Here is a 12100-nt window from a genome sequence, read left to right as displayed (position 1 = left end):
CACCACGCGCAAGTGGCGGAACGGCAGACGCGCTGTCTTCAGGTGGCAGTGTCCTTACGGGCGTGGGGGTTCAAATCCCCCCTTGCGCACTGAACGAGAACGCCCCGACACGCTTTTCGTCGGGGCGTTCTCGGCTCCGCGCGAACGTGTGTGAGGTCGGCGCGCAGAAACCGACGTTCTTCACACACGTTCGCGGGAGGGGCGGGGGGCCGGGGGTCGACGGGGTCAGGCGGCGACGGGGGCGGTCGGCGCCGGCTCCATCGCGGGGTCGCCGGCGGCGGCGAGCATCCGGTGCCGGTCGTAGGCCCAGCCCGGCCCGCGCAGCAGGAAGGACCACCGGTCGCGCCAGGTCGAGGACCCGGCGACGTCCCGCGCGATGTCGAGCCACTCGTGCGTCGCGATGACCGCGGGGTTGTACGTCTCGATGTTCTTCGTCAGCCCGTAGACGACCGGCTCCTCCTCCTGCTCGAAGGTGCCGAACAGCTTGTCCCAGACGATGAGGATGCTGCCGTGGTTGCGGTCGAGGTAGCGCGAGTTCGATCCGTGGTGCACCCGGTGGTGCGACGGCGTGTTGAGCACCTTCTCGAGCCACCCGATCGAGCGGATCGCCTCGGTGTGGATCCAGAACTGGTAGATGAGGTTGAGCGCGCGGGCGTTCTCGATGACGCTGGGCCGCACCCCGACCAGCGCGAGCAGCCCGTACGGGACGCTCATCGTCAGGCCCTCGGCGACCGGTTGGCGCAGCGCCGTCGAGAGGTTGTAGCGCTCGCTGCTGTGGTGCACGACGTGCATCGCCCACAGCCAGCGGCTCTCGTGGTTGAAGCGGTGGTTCCAGTAGTAGATGGCGTCCCAGCCGAGGATCGCCACCGCGTTGGCGAGCAGGCCGGTGCCGAGGTCGCGGCGGCTGCGGGCGAAGAGGCGCTGTCCGCTCGTCTGCGCCGACCAGGTGGTGGCCACGGTGAGCGCGGTCGAGGCGACGGCCGCCACCGCCAGCCCGCCGGTGACCCGCCGCACGACCGGCGGCTCCGACCCGGGGCTCGCCGACGCCGTCGCGTCGCGCCGCACCGGACGGGCCTCCTCGGGGATGGATCTCGCGGCCGGGAGCCCGCCCTCGGCGCGGTGCCGGCGGACGACGTCGAGGACGGTCGTCGCCGCCGAGGCCGCGACCGCCGTCCCCATCAGCCAGCGCGCGCGCCTCCCGACGCCGGGCGTCACGGGGTCCAGCAGCTTCTTCGCGACGAAGGGTGCGAGCAGGCTGCCGACGCCCATCGTCAGGCTGGCCATCGTGTCGGCGAGCTCGTAGTCGCCGGCGCGGGTCGTCTCGGCCGGGGCCGGGTGCCGCTTCTGCCACCGGTACTCCGCCGCCATCGCACCGACGAAGGCCGGGATGGCGAGGACGGTGAGGTCGGGCCGCTTCATCCCGTCACGGTACCCACGGGTAACCACGGACGTCACCCGCTGTGACCGGTCCCGCACCGGCAGATGGTCAGCAGGTGTTCTTCGGCGGGTCGCCGGCCAGCCGGGCCTTCGTCCACGCGAGGAGCTCGGGGACCGCGGGCGAGTCCGGCTCGACGAGCGGGACGTGGTCGCGGCCGGGGTAGACGCGGTAGTCGACCTGCTGGCCTGCGGCACAGCGGTCCCGGACGTAGGCGTCCTGGGCCCTCGGGTCGACGAGCGAGTCGTCCGCGCCCTGGCCGATGAGCAGCGGTGCCTCGATGCGGCCGGTCGGGACGTTCTCGCGCAACCGCGCGGCGAGGGGGCCGCGGTTCGGGTCACCCCGCCAGACCGGGCTGTCGAGGGAGAGGACGGTGGCGACCGAGACGAGGGTGCTCGGCTCGGCGAGGCAGCGCTTGGCCATCTCGCGGACGACGGGCTCGGCCTGCGGCCGGACGTACTCGCGGTAGGTCACGTCCGGGTACCGCCGGGTGTAGGCGTCGACGACGTAGGACGCGAACAGCTCGCCGCCGGTGACCTCGGGGAGGTGGTCGACGAGCGCCGGGAGGTTGCTCGCCGGAGCCAGGGCGGCGACCCCGACGAGGTCGACGTCCGGCGCGTAGGTCGGGGCCAGGATGCCGGTCCACAGCGCCGCGTGGCCGCCCTGGCTGTGGCCCCAGACGACGGTCTGCTCGCCGAGCCCGGCCTCGCTCAGCTGGTGCGCGGCCCGCACCGCGTCGAGCACGGAGCGACCCTCGCCCTGCCCGATGAGGTACGGGTGCGGGCCGGCGGTGCCGAGCCCGACGTAGTCGGTGCCGACGAAGCCCCAGCCGTTGGACAGGACCCGGTCGAGGAGGAAGAAGGCGCCCGCCTCGAAGGGGTCGATGACGGTCGGGGCGCACCCCGGTGCGGCGCCCGTGGTGCCGTGCGCCCAGGCGATGACCGGCAGCGGACCCGAGCGCTGCTCCGGCACGACGACGAGGGCGCTCGCGACCGCGGGGACCCCCTCGTCGCGCGTGGTGGTGTAGAGGATGCGCCACGCCTGCGCGCCGGCCGGGATCTTCGTCGTGTACGCCTCGCTCCGCAGCAGCTGCCCCGGTTGCGCGGGCACGGACGAGGGCGCGGTGTAGAACGAGTCGGGCTGCGGGGCAGCCCGGTTCAGCGACAGGCTGACGAGCGCCAGCAGCCCCGCGACGAGCACCGCGGCGACGTTGCCGACCAGCCGCAACCAGGGCCGCCACCGCCCCGAGCCCGTGGCCGCGGGCCGGACCGCCCGCCAGAGCAGCCGTGCGCCGAGGACGACCAGCCGCACCCCCGTGAGCACGCCGACGGCGATGACGCTGATGTCCGGCCAGGCGAGGGCGAGCAGGCCGAACAGCGCCGACGAGGCCCCCCCGAGGACGGCGTTCCACCGCTCGACCCCCTGCTCGCGGCGGGCTCCGACGACCTCGAGCACGCCGCCGACGAGCAGGGTGACCCCGATGACGACGATCGCCACGCGCACGCCGAGACCGGTCCACAGGACGAGGGCCACCGCGCCGAGCACGTAGACACCTGCCCGGGCCAGGGCCAGGCGGCGCAGCAGCGGTGGTCCCGGCAGGTCGACGAGCTCGGACGCCGCGGCGACGAGCAGGCCGAGCAGCAGCAGGAGGAGCAGCAGGGCGAGGGACGCGAAGGGCAGCAGGGCGAGCCAGCCGCCGACGAGGACGGCGACCGCCCCCACGACGGCGACCAGCACCCGGCCTCCGCGGTGACGGGACGGCTGCCGCGAGGCCGAGGAGCGGGGCTCCGTGGTCATGGCCGGAGGCTAGGGTTCCGCGGCGTCGGGGGCGAGCGTTGTCGAAGGAGCGCCCACGGGGACGATCGGACCGGGCGTGCGGGGCATCTGGGCGAGGGCGTCGACGACGGCGAGCACGGCCCAGGCCCCACCCGCCCACGCGACGAGCTGCGGGTGCGCGAACCACCAGTGGTCGAGGCCGCCCGTCGTGGTGAGCCGGGTGGCGTAGTCGCTCGTGAACGGCTGCCAGAACACCGCGGCCGTCACGAGCGCGCGCCACGGCACCCACCAGCGCCGGCTCCCGAGGTCGGCGACGAGCGCGACGAGCACCGCTCCGGCCGCGTGGTAGCCGAGGTGCTGCGGGTCGACGAGGAACCGCAGGGCCAGCCCGGCGAGCAGTGCGCCGGCCCACCGGCCGCGCAGCACCGCGAGGAGCGCGAGCGCCGGGGCCCCGACGAGCTGGACCGGGCGCACCCAGGCGGGGACCACTCCGCCGTCGTGCAGCCCCAGCCACCACAGGACCGAGGTGTCGGACACCCGGACCGGAGGGGCGAGGGCGCCGGTCGTCCCGCGGGCGGCGAGCAGGAACGGCAGCCACACCGCCGCGACCCCGACGACGGCGAGCACCACGGCCCGCCACCGCGCGCGCGCGGCAGCGCGACAAGCAGCGGCACCCCGGCGACGGCCCACGGCTTGGCCGCGACGGCGAGGACGACGGCGAGCGCCGCCACCTCCACCGACCACCGACCCGGCCGGGCGACGGCGGCGACGAGCACGGCGAGGAGGGTGAGCGCGAGGACGTCGTCCGGATGCACCCAGCGGACGGCGAGCACCGCCCACGCCGGCGCCAGCACCAGCCATCCGGCGAGGGCGCCGGCGACGCGCGGTGCGGACGGCGCCGGCCCGAGCAGCCGCAGCAACGCCCATCCCACGACCGCGAGGCACACCGTCGAGAGGACCTGGAGCAGCCCGAGCGCGTGCGCGCCCGCGACCGCGCGCGCCCCGGCGACGACGAGCAGGGCGAGCGGCCCGACCTGGAGGTCCGAGTGTTGGGCGTACACGCTCGTGCCCTCCGCGAGCAGCTGCCGCGAGCCCTCCGCGAACCAGTGCCACGAGACCCCGCTCGGCGTCGCCGCGGCCCGCGCGCACCACAGCGCCCATCCGGCGGCGAGCGCGACGAGGGGGCCCCACCGGAGGGTGGTGGTCAGCGGACGGAGCAGTGAAGGGACGGCACGGACCGCCCGCCCGCCGGTGGGGGCGGCGCGTCCGTCGGTCGTGGCCCCCGTCGAGCCGGTCACGGGCCGAGGGTACCGATGCTCCCCCGACCGGGCCATGGACGTATCGGCGGGGGCGCGGGACGCTCCTCCCAGTGTCCGGTCCGCCCGGGCCGGACCCGGCCACCCTGGAGGTCCCCATGCCCGCGCCCACCACCGCCCCCCCCGCCCGCCGCGACCGCCGCCGGGCCGTCGCCCGCACGGTCCTCACCGTCCTCTTCGCCGTCCTCACCGTCGCGGCCCTCGTCGAGCCGGCCTGGGTCGAGTCGACGACCGGCGCCGACCCGGACGGCGGCAGCGGCGCCCTCGAGTGGGCGCTGGCCCTCACGGCCGGGCTGGCCACGGTCGTCGCGGGCTGGAGCGCCACGCTCGCCTGGCGACGCGTCGCCGCCTCCGGTGCCTGACGATGCGCCCGCTGCTCGACCTGGGGCGGGCGCTGCTCGCCGTCCCGGGGGCGTTCGTCGAGCTGTTCCGCCGGCTCCTGCGCCTCCTCGGGCGGCTGTTCCGTCGTGACGACCACCCGCTCGGTCGCCGGCACAAGGCGGCCCGCACCCGGTGCGTCCCGATCGAGGACCCCGCGATGCGCGTCCCCGACCCGCTCGTCTACTCCCAGCGCGACCTCATGGCCCGTGGGCTCCCGGTCACCTGGGACAACCCCGACTTCACCGTCCTCGACGGCGGTGTGCCCGTGCCGGCGCACGCCCTCCTGCCCGACCACGACTACACCGTCGACGTCCGGGTGTGGAACGCGGCGCCGGACTGCCCGGTCGTCATGATGCCCGTGCACCTGTCCTACCTCGACTTCGGGATGGGGACGGTCAACGTCCCGGTCGCGACGACGCTCGTCGACGTCGGCGTGCTGGGCGGCCCGAACAACCCGACCCACGCGACCTTCGCGTGGCACACGCCGCCGACGCCCGGGCACTACTGCCTCCAGGCCCTCCTCGACCCCGCGAGCGACCGGAACGTCCTCAACAACCTCGGCCAGCACAACACCGATGTCGTGCAGGCCCACTCGCCCGCCGTCGTGGGGTTCACCCTGCGCAACGACACCCAGCGCGAGCACCGCTACGAGTTCCTCGTCGACTCCTACGTGCTGCAGACCCCGGACTGCGAGGACCTGCCGACGTACCGGGAGGACCTGGCCCGGCACCTCGTCGCGACGCCACTGCCTCCCGGGTGGTCGGTCGACATCGCTCCCGACCACCCGGTGCTCGCCCCCGGCGCCCTGACCGCGGTCACGGCGACCGTCACCCCGCCGGCCGGCTTCACCGGGAGCCAGCGGGTCAACATCCACGCCCTGACCACCGACGCGGAGCGCCTGCTCACCGGTGGCATCAGCGTCGACGTCGAGAAGGTGTGAGCGATGGCCGGGTTCAAGCAGTACACGGCGTGCAGCCAGCCGTCGCAATGGATGTCGCCCGCCGCCTACGTGGCCACGGCGACCGCCGCCATCGCCGCCGTCTTCGCGGTGATGGGGATCGGCACCTTCCCCTGCGGCCTGCTGCTCATCGAGGCCTTCGCCATCGCCGGGACGATCGCGTTCTGCGACTGGTGGCTCAACGTCCGGCTGGTGTGCCTCGGCGGTGACGAGAGCGTCATCGGGATGGTGGTCAGCGTCGAACCGTCGACCGGCAAGTCGGGTTTCGGTGCGCTGGACACCGACTGGTCGATGAACCTGCTCGTCTACCCGACGATGCCGGGAGTGACCCAGCCCGAGCTCGAGGTCAGCGTCCCGTACGGGTTCCTCGCCGCGGAGACCGACGGCGTGCGCGACCACGTGAAGTTCTTCCGCGGCGAGTTCGCCGAGGGCAAGGACGGCAAGCCCGCCCGCAGCGCGATCCTCCACGCCGAGTTCGAGGGCGCCGGGATGCACGACTTCCGGATCGGGCTGCTCGTCGCCTACGGGCTCGCCCTCGCCGCCTGGTTCGTCTGCGCCGCCGTGCCGGTCATCGGCTGGATCGTCGGCATCGTCCTGGCCATCCTCGCGTTCCTCGCCGCCCTCATCGGCGGGCTCGTCGGGCTCGGCGACACCGCCGACCCCTCGGACGTCGAGGGCGCACCGACCGAGATCCACCAGCCCGACGACCAGGGGCTCGGCGCCGACCTCCTCTACGTGCGGGGGCGCTGGGTCTTCGACTCCCTCCACGAGGGCTGGAACGAGCTGCACCCCATCAAGGCCTGCACCCGGGTCGGCTCGTGGACCGGGGCCTGGCCCGCGGACACGGTCGCCGTCAAGGACCGGCTGGACGAGGCATTCGACGCCGCGGAACGGGACGACGTCGTCGGGCGCCAGCAGCAGCCGGAGCACCGGTGGACCGTCCACCCGGCGGTCGACGGCTGCCCGAGGAGCATGGAGCCACCGCCCGAGGAGGGGCCGGTCATCCACTGAGCCACCGGGCAGACTGGGGACATGACCCCGAACGACGACGACACCACGACCGGGCGCGGGCGGCGGGGCCGGCGGCTGCGCGCCCTGAGCAAGGTGGCCCTCGGCGCCGCCCTGGTCGCGGCCGGGACGGCCCACCTCACCGTGTCCCGCGAGGAGTTCCGCGCGCAGGTGCCGGAGTGGGTGCCCTTCGACGTCGACGACGTCGTCGTCTGGTCGGGGTGGGCCGAGATCGCGCTCGGGGCCACCACGCTCGTCACCTGGCGCCGGCCGACCCGCGCCCGGGTCGGCCGGCTCGGCGCCCTCTTCTTCCTCGGCGTGTTCCCGGGCAACGTCGCGCAGTGGCTCGAGCGCAAGGACGCCTTCGGTCTCGACACCGACGAGAAGCGGATGGCGCGGCTCGTCGCCCAACCGGTGCTCATGGCCTGGGCCCTCCACGCCGGCGACACCCGCCGGCAGAAGGCGCTCGCCCGCGGCTGACCGGCGGCGACGCGTCCCGGGGGTCCGGGGCGTCCGGGGCGGCGTCGGCGCCGCGGGGGAGACTGGGGGCGTGCGCTCGCGGCCGGTGATCCTCCACCTCGACCTCGACGCGTTCTTCACCGCCGTCGAGCAGCTGCACAAGCCGTCGCTGCGCGGCAAGCCGGTCGTCGTCGGCGGCGTCCGCGGCCGAGGCGTCGTCTCGACCGCGTCGTACGAGGCGCGCGCGTTCGGCATCCGGTCGGCGATGCCGACCGCCGAGGCCCGCCGGCGCTGCCCGAACGCCGCCTTCCTCAGCCCCCGGTTCGAGGCCTACCGGGACGCCTCGCACGCCGTGATGGCCCTCGTCCGCGAGCTGACGCCGCTCGTCGAGCAGGTGTCCATCGACGAGGCCTACCTCGACCTCACCCCCGAGCACCCGCAGGCCGACGTCGAGGCGGTCACCGCGCTCGCCGAGGGCCTGCGAGCGCGCATCCGGGACACCACCGGGCTCACCGCGTCCGTGGGCGCCGGCACGAGCAAGCTCGTCGCGAAGATCCACTCCGACCTCGCCAAGCCGGACGGGCTGCTCGTCGTGGCCCCCGGCACCGAGGCCGAGGTGCTCGCCCCGCTGTCGGTGCGGGCCATCCCGGGCGTCGGTCCGGCGACCGCGGCGCGGCTCGCCGCGCACGGCGTGGGCACGGTCGGCCGGCTCGCCGACCTCGGCCTCGACGACGTCGTCGCGCTGCTCGGCAAGGCGCACGGCACCCAGCTGCACGCGTTCGCCCACGGCGTCGACGACCGCGAGGTGGTCACCGAGCGCGCCGCGAAGTCGGTCTCCGCGGAGACCACCTTCGACACCGACGTCACCGACCGGGTACGCCTCGGGGAGCACGTCCGACGGCTCACCGAGCGGGTCGGCGAGCGGCTGCGGGCCGACGGCCTCTCCGGGCGCACGGTGGTCCTCAAGGCGCGCCGGCACGACTTCAGCACCCTGACCCGCTCCGTCACCCTCGACCAGCCGACCGACGACGACGCCGTCGTCGTCCGGCACGCCGAGCGGCTGCTCGCCGGGCTCGACGTGGCCGACGGGCTGCGGCTGCTCGGCGTCGGGGTGTCCGGCCTCTCGCTCTACACCCAGCCCGACCTCCTCGACGGCCTGCTCGACGACGCCCTCCCCCCGGTGCGCAGCTCGACGACCGACGACGACGAGGAGTTCGTCCGGCCGGATGCCGGGGGCGGCGACGCCTCGCCCGAGGCGGCCGAGGTCGTCGTGGCGCCGACGCCGGACCCGGGGGGTGTCGCGCGCACTTGGCGACCCGGGCAGGACGTCGAGCACACGGAGCACGGCCGGGGCTGGGTGCAGGGCAGCGGGGTCGGCCGGGTCACCGTGCGGTTCGAGGGTCCGAACACGCCGGTCGGGCGGATCCGCACCTTCGCCGAGGACGACCCGGAGCTGTCCCCTGCCGACCCGCCGGTCTGGGAGCCGGAAGCGGGCGACGAGCCCTGAGTCGCGCGTCAGCTCTCCGGGTTCTCGGTGCCCGGGGCGGGCGCACCACCCGGGTGGTCGGGGCGGAGCCGGAGGCCGAGGACCGGACCGCCACCGGTGTCGGGACGCAGCGTGGTGAACCCGAGCCGCTCGTAGAAGGCGACCGCGCCGGTGTTGTCCGGGTGCACCCCGAGGTGCAGGCCGGTGACGCCGGCGGCGGCCAGCTCGTCGACGACGGACGCGAGGAGGCGCCGCCCCCAGCCCTGGCCCTGCAGGCGGGGCAGCAGGTCGACGTGGAGGTGGGCCGGATGGTCGGCGAGGAGCTCCGGCGCGGTGCGCGGCGGGTCGTCGGCGAGGCGGTGCAGGGCGCGGTCGGCCGGGGTGGCGTCCGGCGGCGGACGGCGCTCGCGCAGCCGCGGCCACCACGACGCCTCGAGCCACTCCTCGAAGGCGGCGGTGTCCGGGACGGCGACGCAGTACCCCGCGACGCCGTCGTCGTCCTCGACGACCCGGGCCACGGCGCCCGGCGCGTGGAGGTACGGGACGGCCCACACCTCGCCGAGCAGGTCGGGGTCGGCGTGCAGCGCGGTCGCGTCGCCACCGGCCGCGCCCGTCCGGAGGCAGACGACGCGCATCGCGGCGGCGTCCGCGGGCCCCGCCCGTCGCATCCTCGCCACGGCGTCACCCTAGGCCCGCCGAGAACTCGCGCGAGCGCCGTGGCAACCTCCGGGGGGTGCTGCGCGACCTAGCAGTGTGATGACAGCAGCTCTGGGAGGGGTGGGCATGAGGACCGAGACCGAGGTGGACCGCGACGGCGCGGTCGACGTCGAGGCGCTGTACGAGGCCCACTGGACGTCGATGCTGCGGCTGGCCGTCCTCTTGGTCGACGACGTGGGGAGCGCGGAGGACGTCGTGCAGGAGGCGTTCATCGGCCTGCACCGCAACGCGTCCCGCATCCGCGACCCCCAGGCAGCTCTCGGCTACGTCCGCGCCGCGGTGGTCAACCGTGCCCGCTCGGCCCTCCGGCACCGGGGGGTGGTCCGGCGACACCTCAGGGCGGCCGAGCCCGATGTCGGACCGCCGTCCTCGGACGCGGTGCTCCTGGCCGAGGAGCACCGCGAGGTGCTGGCCGCCCTCCACGGACTGCCGCGCCGCCAGCGCGAGGTCCTCGTCCTGCGCTACTGGTCGGACCGGTCCGAGGCCGAGATCGCCGACCTGCTGTCCATCTCACGTGGCTCGGTCAAGTCGGCCGCCAGCCGCGGGATCGCGTCGCTTCGACTGCACCTGGGAGGTGCGCTGTGAACCGCTTCGACCACCGTCCCGAGGGTCTCCCGTCGACCGAGGAGGTCGAGGAGCGCCTCCGCGCGGCCCTCAGGGCCTCGGCGACCGCCCACGCGCCCACCGACCGCGTGCCGCCGCCCCTCGAGCTGCCCCGCCGCCCCCGTGGGGGCGCGCGGCCGATGCTTCTCGTCGCGGCAGCCGCGGCGGCCGTCCTCGTCGTCTCGGTGGGGACCGCCCTCGCCCTCGGCCGGCCGGACCCCCGGACCGCACCGGCGACGCACCACCCGACGGCCACGAGGACCCCCGAGCCGAGCACCAGCCCGAGTCCGACACCGACGCCGACCCAGACCCCCACGCCGTCGAGCACCCCCACGCCGAGCTCGACCCCGTCGGCTCCGCTGCGCACCGCCATCGGGCCGGCCAGCCTCGTCGTCCCCGACGGCTGGACCGTGCGTGAGCACCTCGGATCGGCCGACGGCAGCGGACCCATCGGCCGGGTGTGGTGCCTCGCCGAGGAAGGGGCGTCGGACGCGTGTGCGATCTCGGTGCGGCTCATGGCGCCGAGCGTCAACCCCCTCGACAGCGACACGGAGGGTGGGTATGCGGCCGACCCGATGTACTGCGACCCCGAAACCAAGTACACGAGGACGGTGGAGGACTACCGCGACGTCGGGGTCGGTGGACGGGAGGGTGAGTACCGACGGTGGCACTGGGCCTGCGCGGACGGGACCAGCAGGGACGTCGCGCAGTACACGGTCGTCACGCCGTCCGCCTGGACCGTCTTCAGCGACACGGCGACCGAGGACACGCGCGCGGTGATGGACCGCGTCGTCGCATCGCTGCAGTTGCCCCCCGCGACGTCCTCGGTGCGCCTCTACGACCACGGGCTGGTCCGGTCGGTCGGCTGCACACCGACCGTGTGCACCCTCGAGCTCGACCGCACGGTGCCGGGGATGCCGAACGCCAGCACGAGGACCTACGAGTACCACGGCGACCCCGACATGACGTTCGGCGGAGGGTTCGTGAGCCCGGACCCGGTGGGCTGGCCTGTCGTCGGGCCGTCGGTGACGATCTACACGGACGGCAAGCGCATCACGAGCGGGTTCCTCACCACCGACTGAGCCCGTGTGGGCGCGTCGGAGGAGCGAGCGGCGCCCGTCGGAGGGGGACGGGCGCCGCTCGCCCTGTGGACGTTCTTAGGCAAGCCTCACCTATCTGTGGTTAGGTATCCCTGACCGCGGACCCGCCGCGGGTGGAGCCGGAGGAGGCGCACGCGTGATCATCTGCCAGTGCCGCGTCGTCAGCGACGCCGCCGTGGTCGCCGCCGTCGAGGCCGGGGCGGGGTCCCTCGCCGCCGTCTGCCGCGAGACCGGGGCGGGCACCGACTGCGGCGGCTGCGTCTTCACGGTCAAGGCGATCGTCTGCGAGCATGACGTGCAGCGGGCCCGGACGATGGACGACCTGTGGGCCCTCCCCCACGACGAGGAGACCACGCGTGCAGCCAGTTGACCGCCGGGTCGTCGAGCTCTTCAACGAGGCGCTGACCTTCGAGCTCACGGTGACCAACACCTACTTCCTCCACGCCCGGATGCTCGACAACTGGGGCTTCACCCGGCTCGGCAAGGTCTTCTACGACCTGTCGATCGACGAGATGCGCGACGCCGACGCGCTGATCAACCGGATCCTCTTCTTCGAGGGCCACCCCAATGTGCAGAAGCTCGGCGCCATCACCGTCGGCGAGACCGCCGAGGAGATGCTGCGGCTCGCGCACCGCAGCGAGCTCGCTGCCGTCGCGCAGTTCAACGCCGCCGCGGCCGAGTGCCACGACCTCGGCGACCACGGCTCGGCCGCCGTCTTCGAGGAGATGGTCCGCGACGAGGAGAAGCACGCCGACTGGTTCGAGTCGCAGCTCGACGCCATCGAGCGGATCAGCGTGCAGCAGTACCTCGCCCAGCAGATGGACGCCGGCACCGCGCCCTGAGGCGCCGGCCCCTCGACTC

At 74.7% G+C, this 12100-nt stretch carries 13 protein-coding genes and 1 tRNA gene; 10 read left to right on the top strand and 4 right to left on the bottom strand.

Annotated features, from left to right (window positions below; translation table 11 throughout):
- The first annotated feature begins 6 nt into the window (after window positions 1–6).
- Window positions 7–89 (top strand) — tRNA-Leu (locus tag PKA89_RS04965).
- 136 nt (window positions 90–225) lie between these two features.
- Here the strand turns inward: PKA89_RS04965 and PKA89_RS04960 are convergent.
- The 3 genes from PKA89_RS04960 to PKA89_RS04950 all read right to left on the bottom strand — a co-directional run bounded on the left by PKA89_RS04960 (window position 226) and on the right by PKA89_RS04950 (window position 3841).
- A complete protein-coding gene (locus PKA89_RS04960) occupies window positions 226–1419 on the bottom strand; it encodes a sterol desaturase family protein (RefSeq protein WP_324417167.1) in 1194 nt (397 codons plus the stop codon).
- Between the two features lie 67 nt (window positions 1420–1486).
- Entirely contained in the window at window positions 1487–3232 is a 1746-nt protein-coding gene (locus PKA89_RS04955) for a lipase family protein (RefSeq protein WP_324417165.1), read from the bottom strand.
- Window positions 3233–3241: 9 nt separating this feature from the next.
- Entirely contained in the window at window positions 3242–3841 is a 600-nt protein-coding gene (locus PKA89_RS04950) for a hypothetical protein (RefSeq protein WP_324417163.1), read from the bottom strand.
- Between the two features lie 784 nt (window positions 3842–4625).
- Between PKA89_RS04950 and PKA89_RS04945 the strand changes: the two genes are divergently transcribed.
- The 5 genes from PKA89_RS04945 to PKA89_RS04925 all read left to right on the top strand — a co-directional run bounded on the left by PKA89_RS04945 (window position 4626) and on the right by PKA89_RS04925 (window position 8840).
- A complete protein-coding gene (locus PKA89_RS04945; protein WP_324417161.1) occupies window positions 4626–4889 on the top strand; it encodes a hypothetical protein in 264 nt (87 codons plus the stop codon).
- 2 nt (window positions 4890–4891) lie between these two features.
- Window positions 4892–5848 carry a hypothetical protein gene (locus PKA89_RS04940; protein WP_324417159.1) on the top strand — a complete coding sequence of 319 codons (957 nt, stop codon included), beginning with the start codon at window positions 4892–4894 and terminating at the stop codon, window positions 5846–5848.
- Window positions 5849–5851: 3 nt separating this feature from the next.
- Entirely contained in the window at window positions 5852–6877 is a 1026-nt protein-coding gene (locus PKA89_RS04935) for a hypothetical protein (protein WP_324417157.1), read from the top strand.
- Between the two features lie 21 nt (window positions 6878–6898).
- Window positions 6899–7354 (top strand): hypothetical protein, encoded by a 456-nt coding sequence (locus PKA89_RS04930; RefSeq protein WP_324417155.1) that lies wholly within the window; start codon window positions 6899–6901, stop codon window positions 7352–7354.
- A gap of 70 nt (window positions 7355–7424) precedes the next feature.
- Window positions 7425–8840 carry a DNA polymerase IV gene (locus tag PKA89_RS04925; RefSeq protein ID WP_324417154.1) on the top strand — a complete coding sequence of 472 codons (1416 nt, stop codon included), beginning with the start codon at window positions 7425–7427 and terminating at the stop codon, window positions 8838–8840.
- 8 nt (window positions 8841–8848) lie between these two features.
- Here PKA89_RS04925 and PKA89_RS04920 read toward each other — a convergent pair whose 3' ends face one another.
- Complete coding sequence (locus tag PKA89_RS04920; RefSeq protein ID WP_324417222.1) at window positions 8849–9487, bottom strand: N-acetyltransferase; 639 nt, start codon at window positions 9485–9487, stop codon at window positions 8849–8851.
- A gap of 115 nt (window positions 9488–9602) precedes the next feature.
- Between PKA89_RS04920 and PKA89_RS04915 the strand changes: the two genes are divergently transcribed.
- The 4 genes from PKA89_RS04915 to bfr all read left to right on the top strand — a co-directional run bounded on the left by PKA89_RS04915 (window position 9603) and on the right by bfr (window position 12081).
- Complete coding sequence (locus tag PKA89_RS04915; RefSeq protein ID WP_324417152.1) at window positions 9603–10121, top strand: SigE family RNA polymerase sigma factor; 519 nt, start codon at window positions 9603–9605, stop codon at window positions 10119–10121.
- Window positions 10118–11221 carry a hypothetical protein gene (locus PKA89_RS04910; RefSeq protein ID WP_324417150.1) on the top strand — a complete coding sequence of 368 codons (1104 nt, stop codon included), beginning with the start codon at window positions 10118–10120 and terminating at the stop codon, window positions 11219–11221. The genes PKA89_RS04915 and PKA89_RS04910 overlap by 4 nt, the downstream gene beginning before the upstream one ends.
- Window positions 11222–11375: 154 nt before the next feature.
- Complete coding sequence (locus PKA89_RS04905) at window positions 11376–11609, top strand: (2Fe-2S)-binding protein (RefSeq protein WP_324417148.1); 234 nt, start codon at window positions 11376–11378, stop codon at window positions 11607–11609.
- Window positions 11596–12081, top strand: a complete 486-nt coding sequence (gene bfr, locus PKA89_RS04900) for a bacterioferritin (protein ID WP_324417146.1) — start codon at window positions 11596–11598, stop codon at window positions 12079–12081. Before PKA89_RS04905 ends, bfr begins: the two co-directional genes overlap by 14 nt.
- The last annotated feature ends 19 nt before the right edge of the window (window positions 12082–12100 follow it).

Source organism: Phycicoccus sp. (assembly GCF_035325325.1).
Taxonomy (GTDB): domain Bacteria; phylum Actinomycetota; class Actinomycetes; order Actinomycetales; family Dermatophilaceae; genus Phycicoccus.
Note: the sequence above shows the minus strand (reverse complement) of the source record. Positions and strands in the feature narration are given on the sequence as shown.

What these genes read in the sequence shown, in the direction of transcription:
- PKA89_RS04960 (WP_324417167.1), bottom strand. Translation starts at nt 1,419, where the DNA reads ATGAAGCGGCCCGACCTCACCGTCCTCGCCATCCCGGCCTTCGTCGGT.
- PKA89_RS04955 (WP_324417165.1), bottom strand. Translation starts at nt 3,232, where the DNA reads ATGACCACGGAGCCCCGCTCCTCGGCCTCGCGGCAGCCGTCCCGTCAC.
- PKA89_RS04945 (WP_324417161.1), top strand. Translation starts at nt 4,626, where the DNA reads ATGCCCGCGCCCACCACCGCCCCCCCCGCCCGCCGCGACCGCCGCCGG.
- PKA89_RS04940 (WP_324417159.1), top strand. Translation starts at nt 4,892, where the DNA reads ATGCGCCCGCTGCTCGACCTGGGGCGGGCGCTGCTCGCCGTCCCGGGG.
- PKA89_RS04935 (WP_324417157.1), top strand. Translation starts at nt 5,852, where the DNA reads ATGGCCGGGTTCAAGCAGTACACGGCGTGCAGCCAGCCGTCGCAATGG.
- PKA89_RS04930 (WP_324417155.1), top strand. Translation starts at nt 6,899, where the DNA reads ATGACCCCGAACGACGACGACACCACGACCGGGCGCGGGCGGCGGGGC.
- PKA89_RS04920 (WP_324417222.1), bottom strand. Translation starts at nt 9,487, where the DNA reads ATGCGACGGGCGGGGCCCGCGGACGCCGCCGCGATGCGCGTCGTCTGC.
- PKA89_RS04915 (WP_324417152.1), top strand. Translation starts at nt 9,603, where the DNA reads ATGAGGACCGAGACCGAGGTGGACCGCGACGGCGCGGTCGACGTCGAG.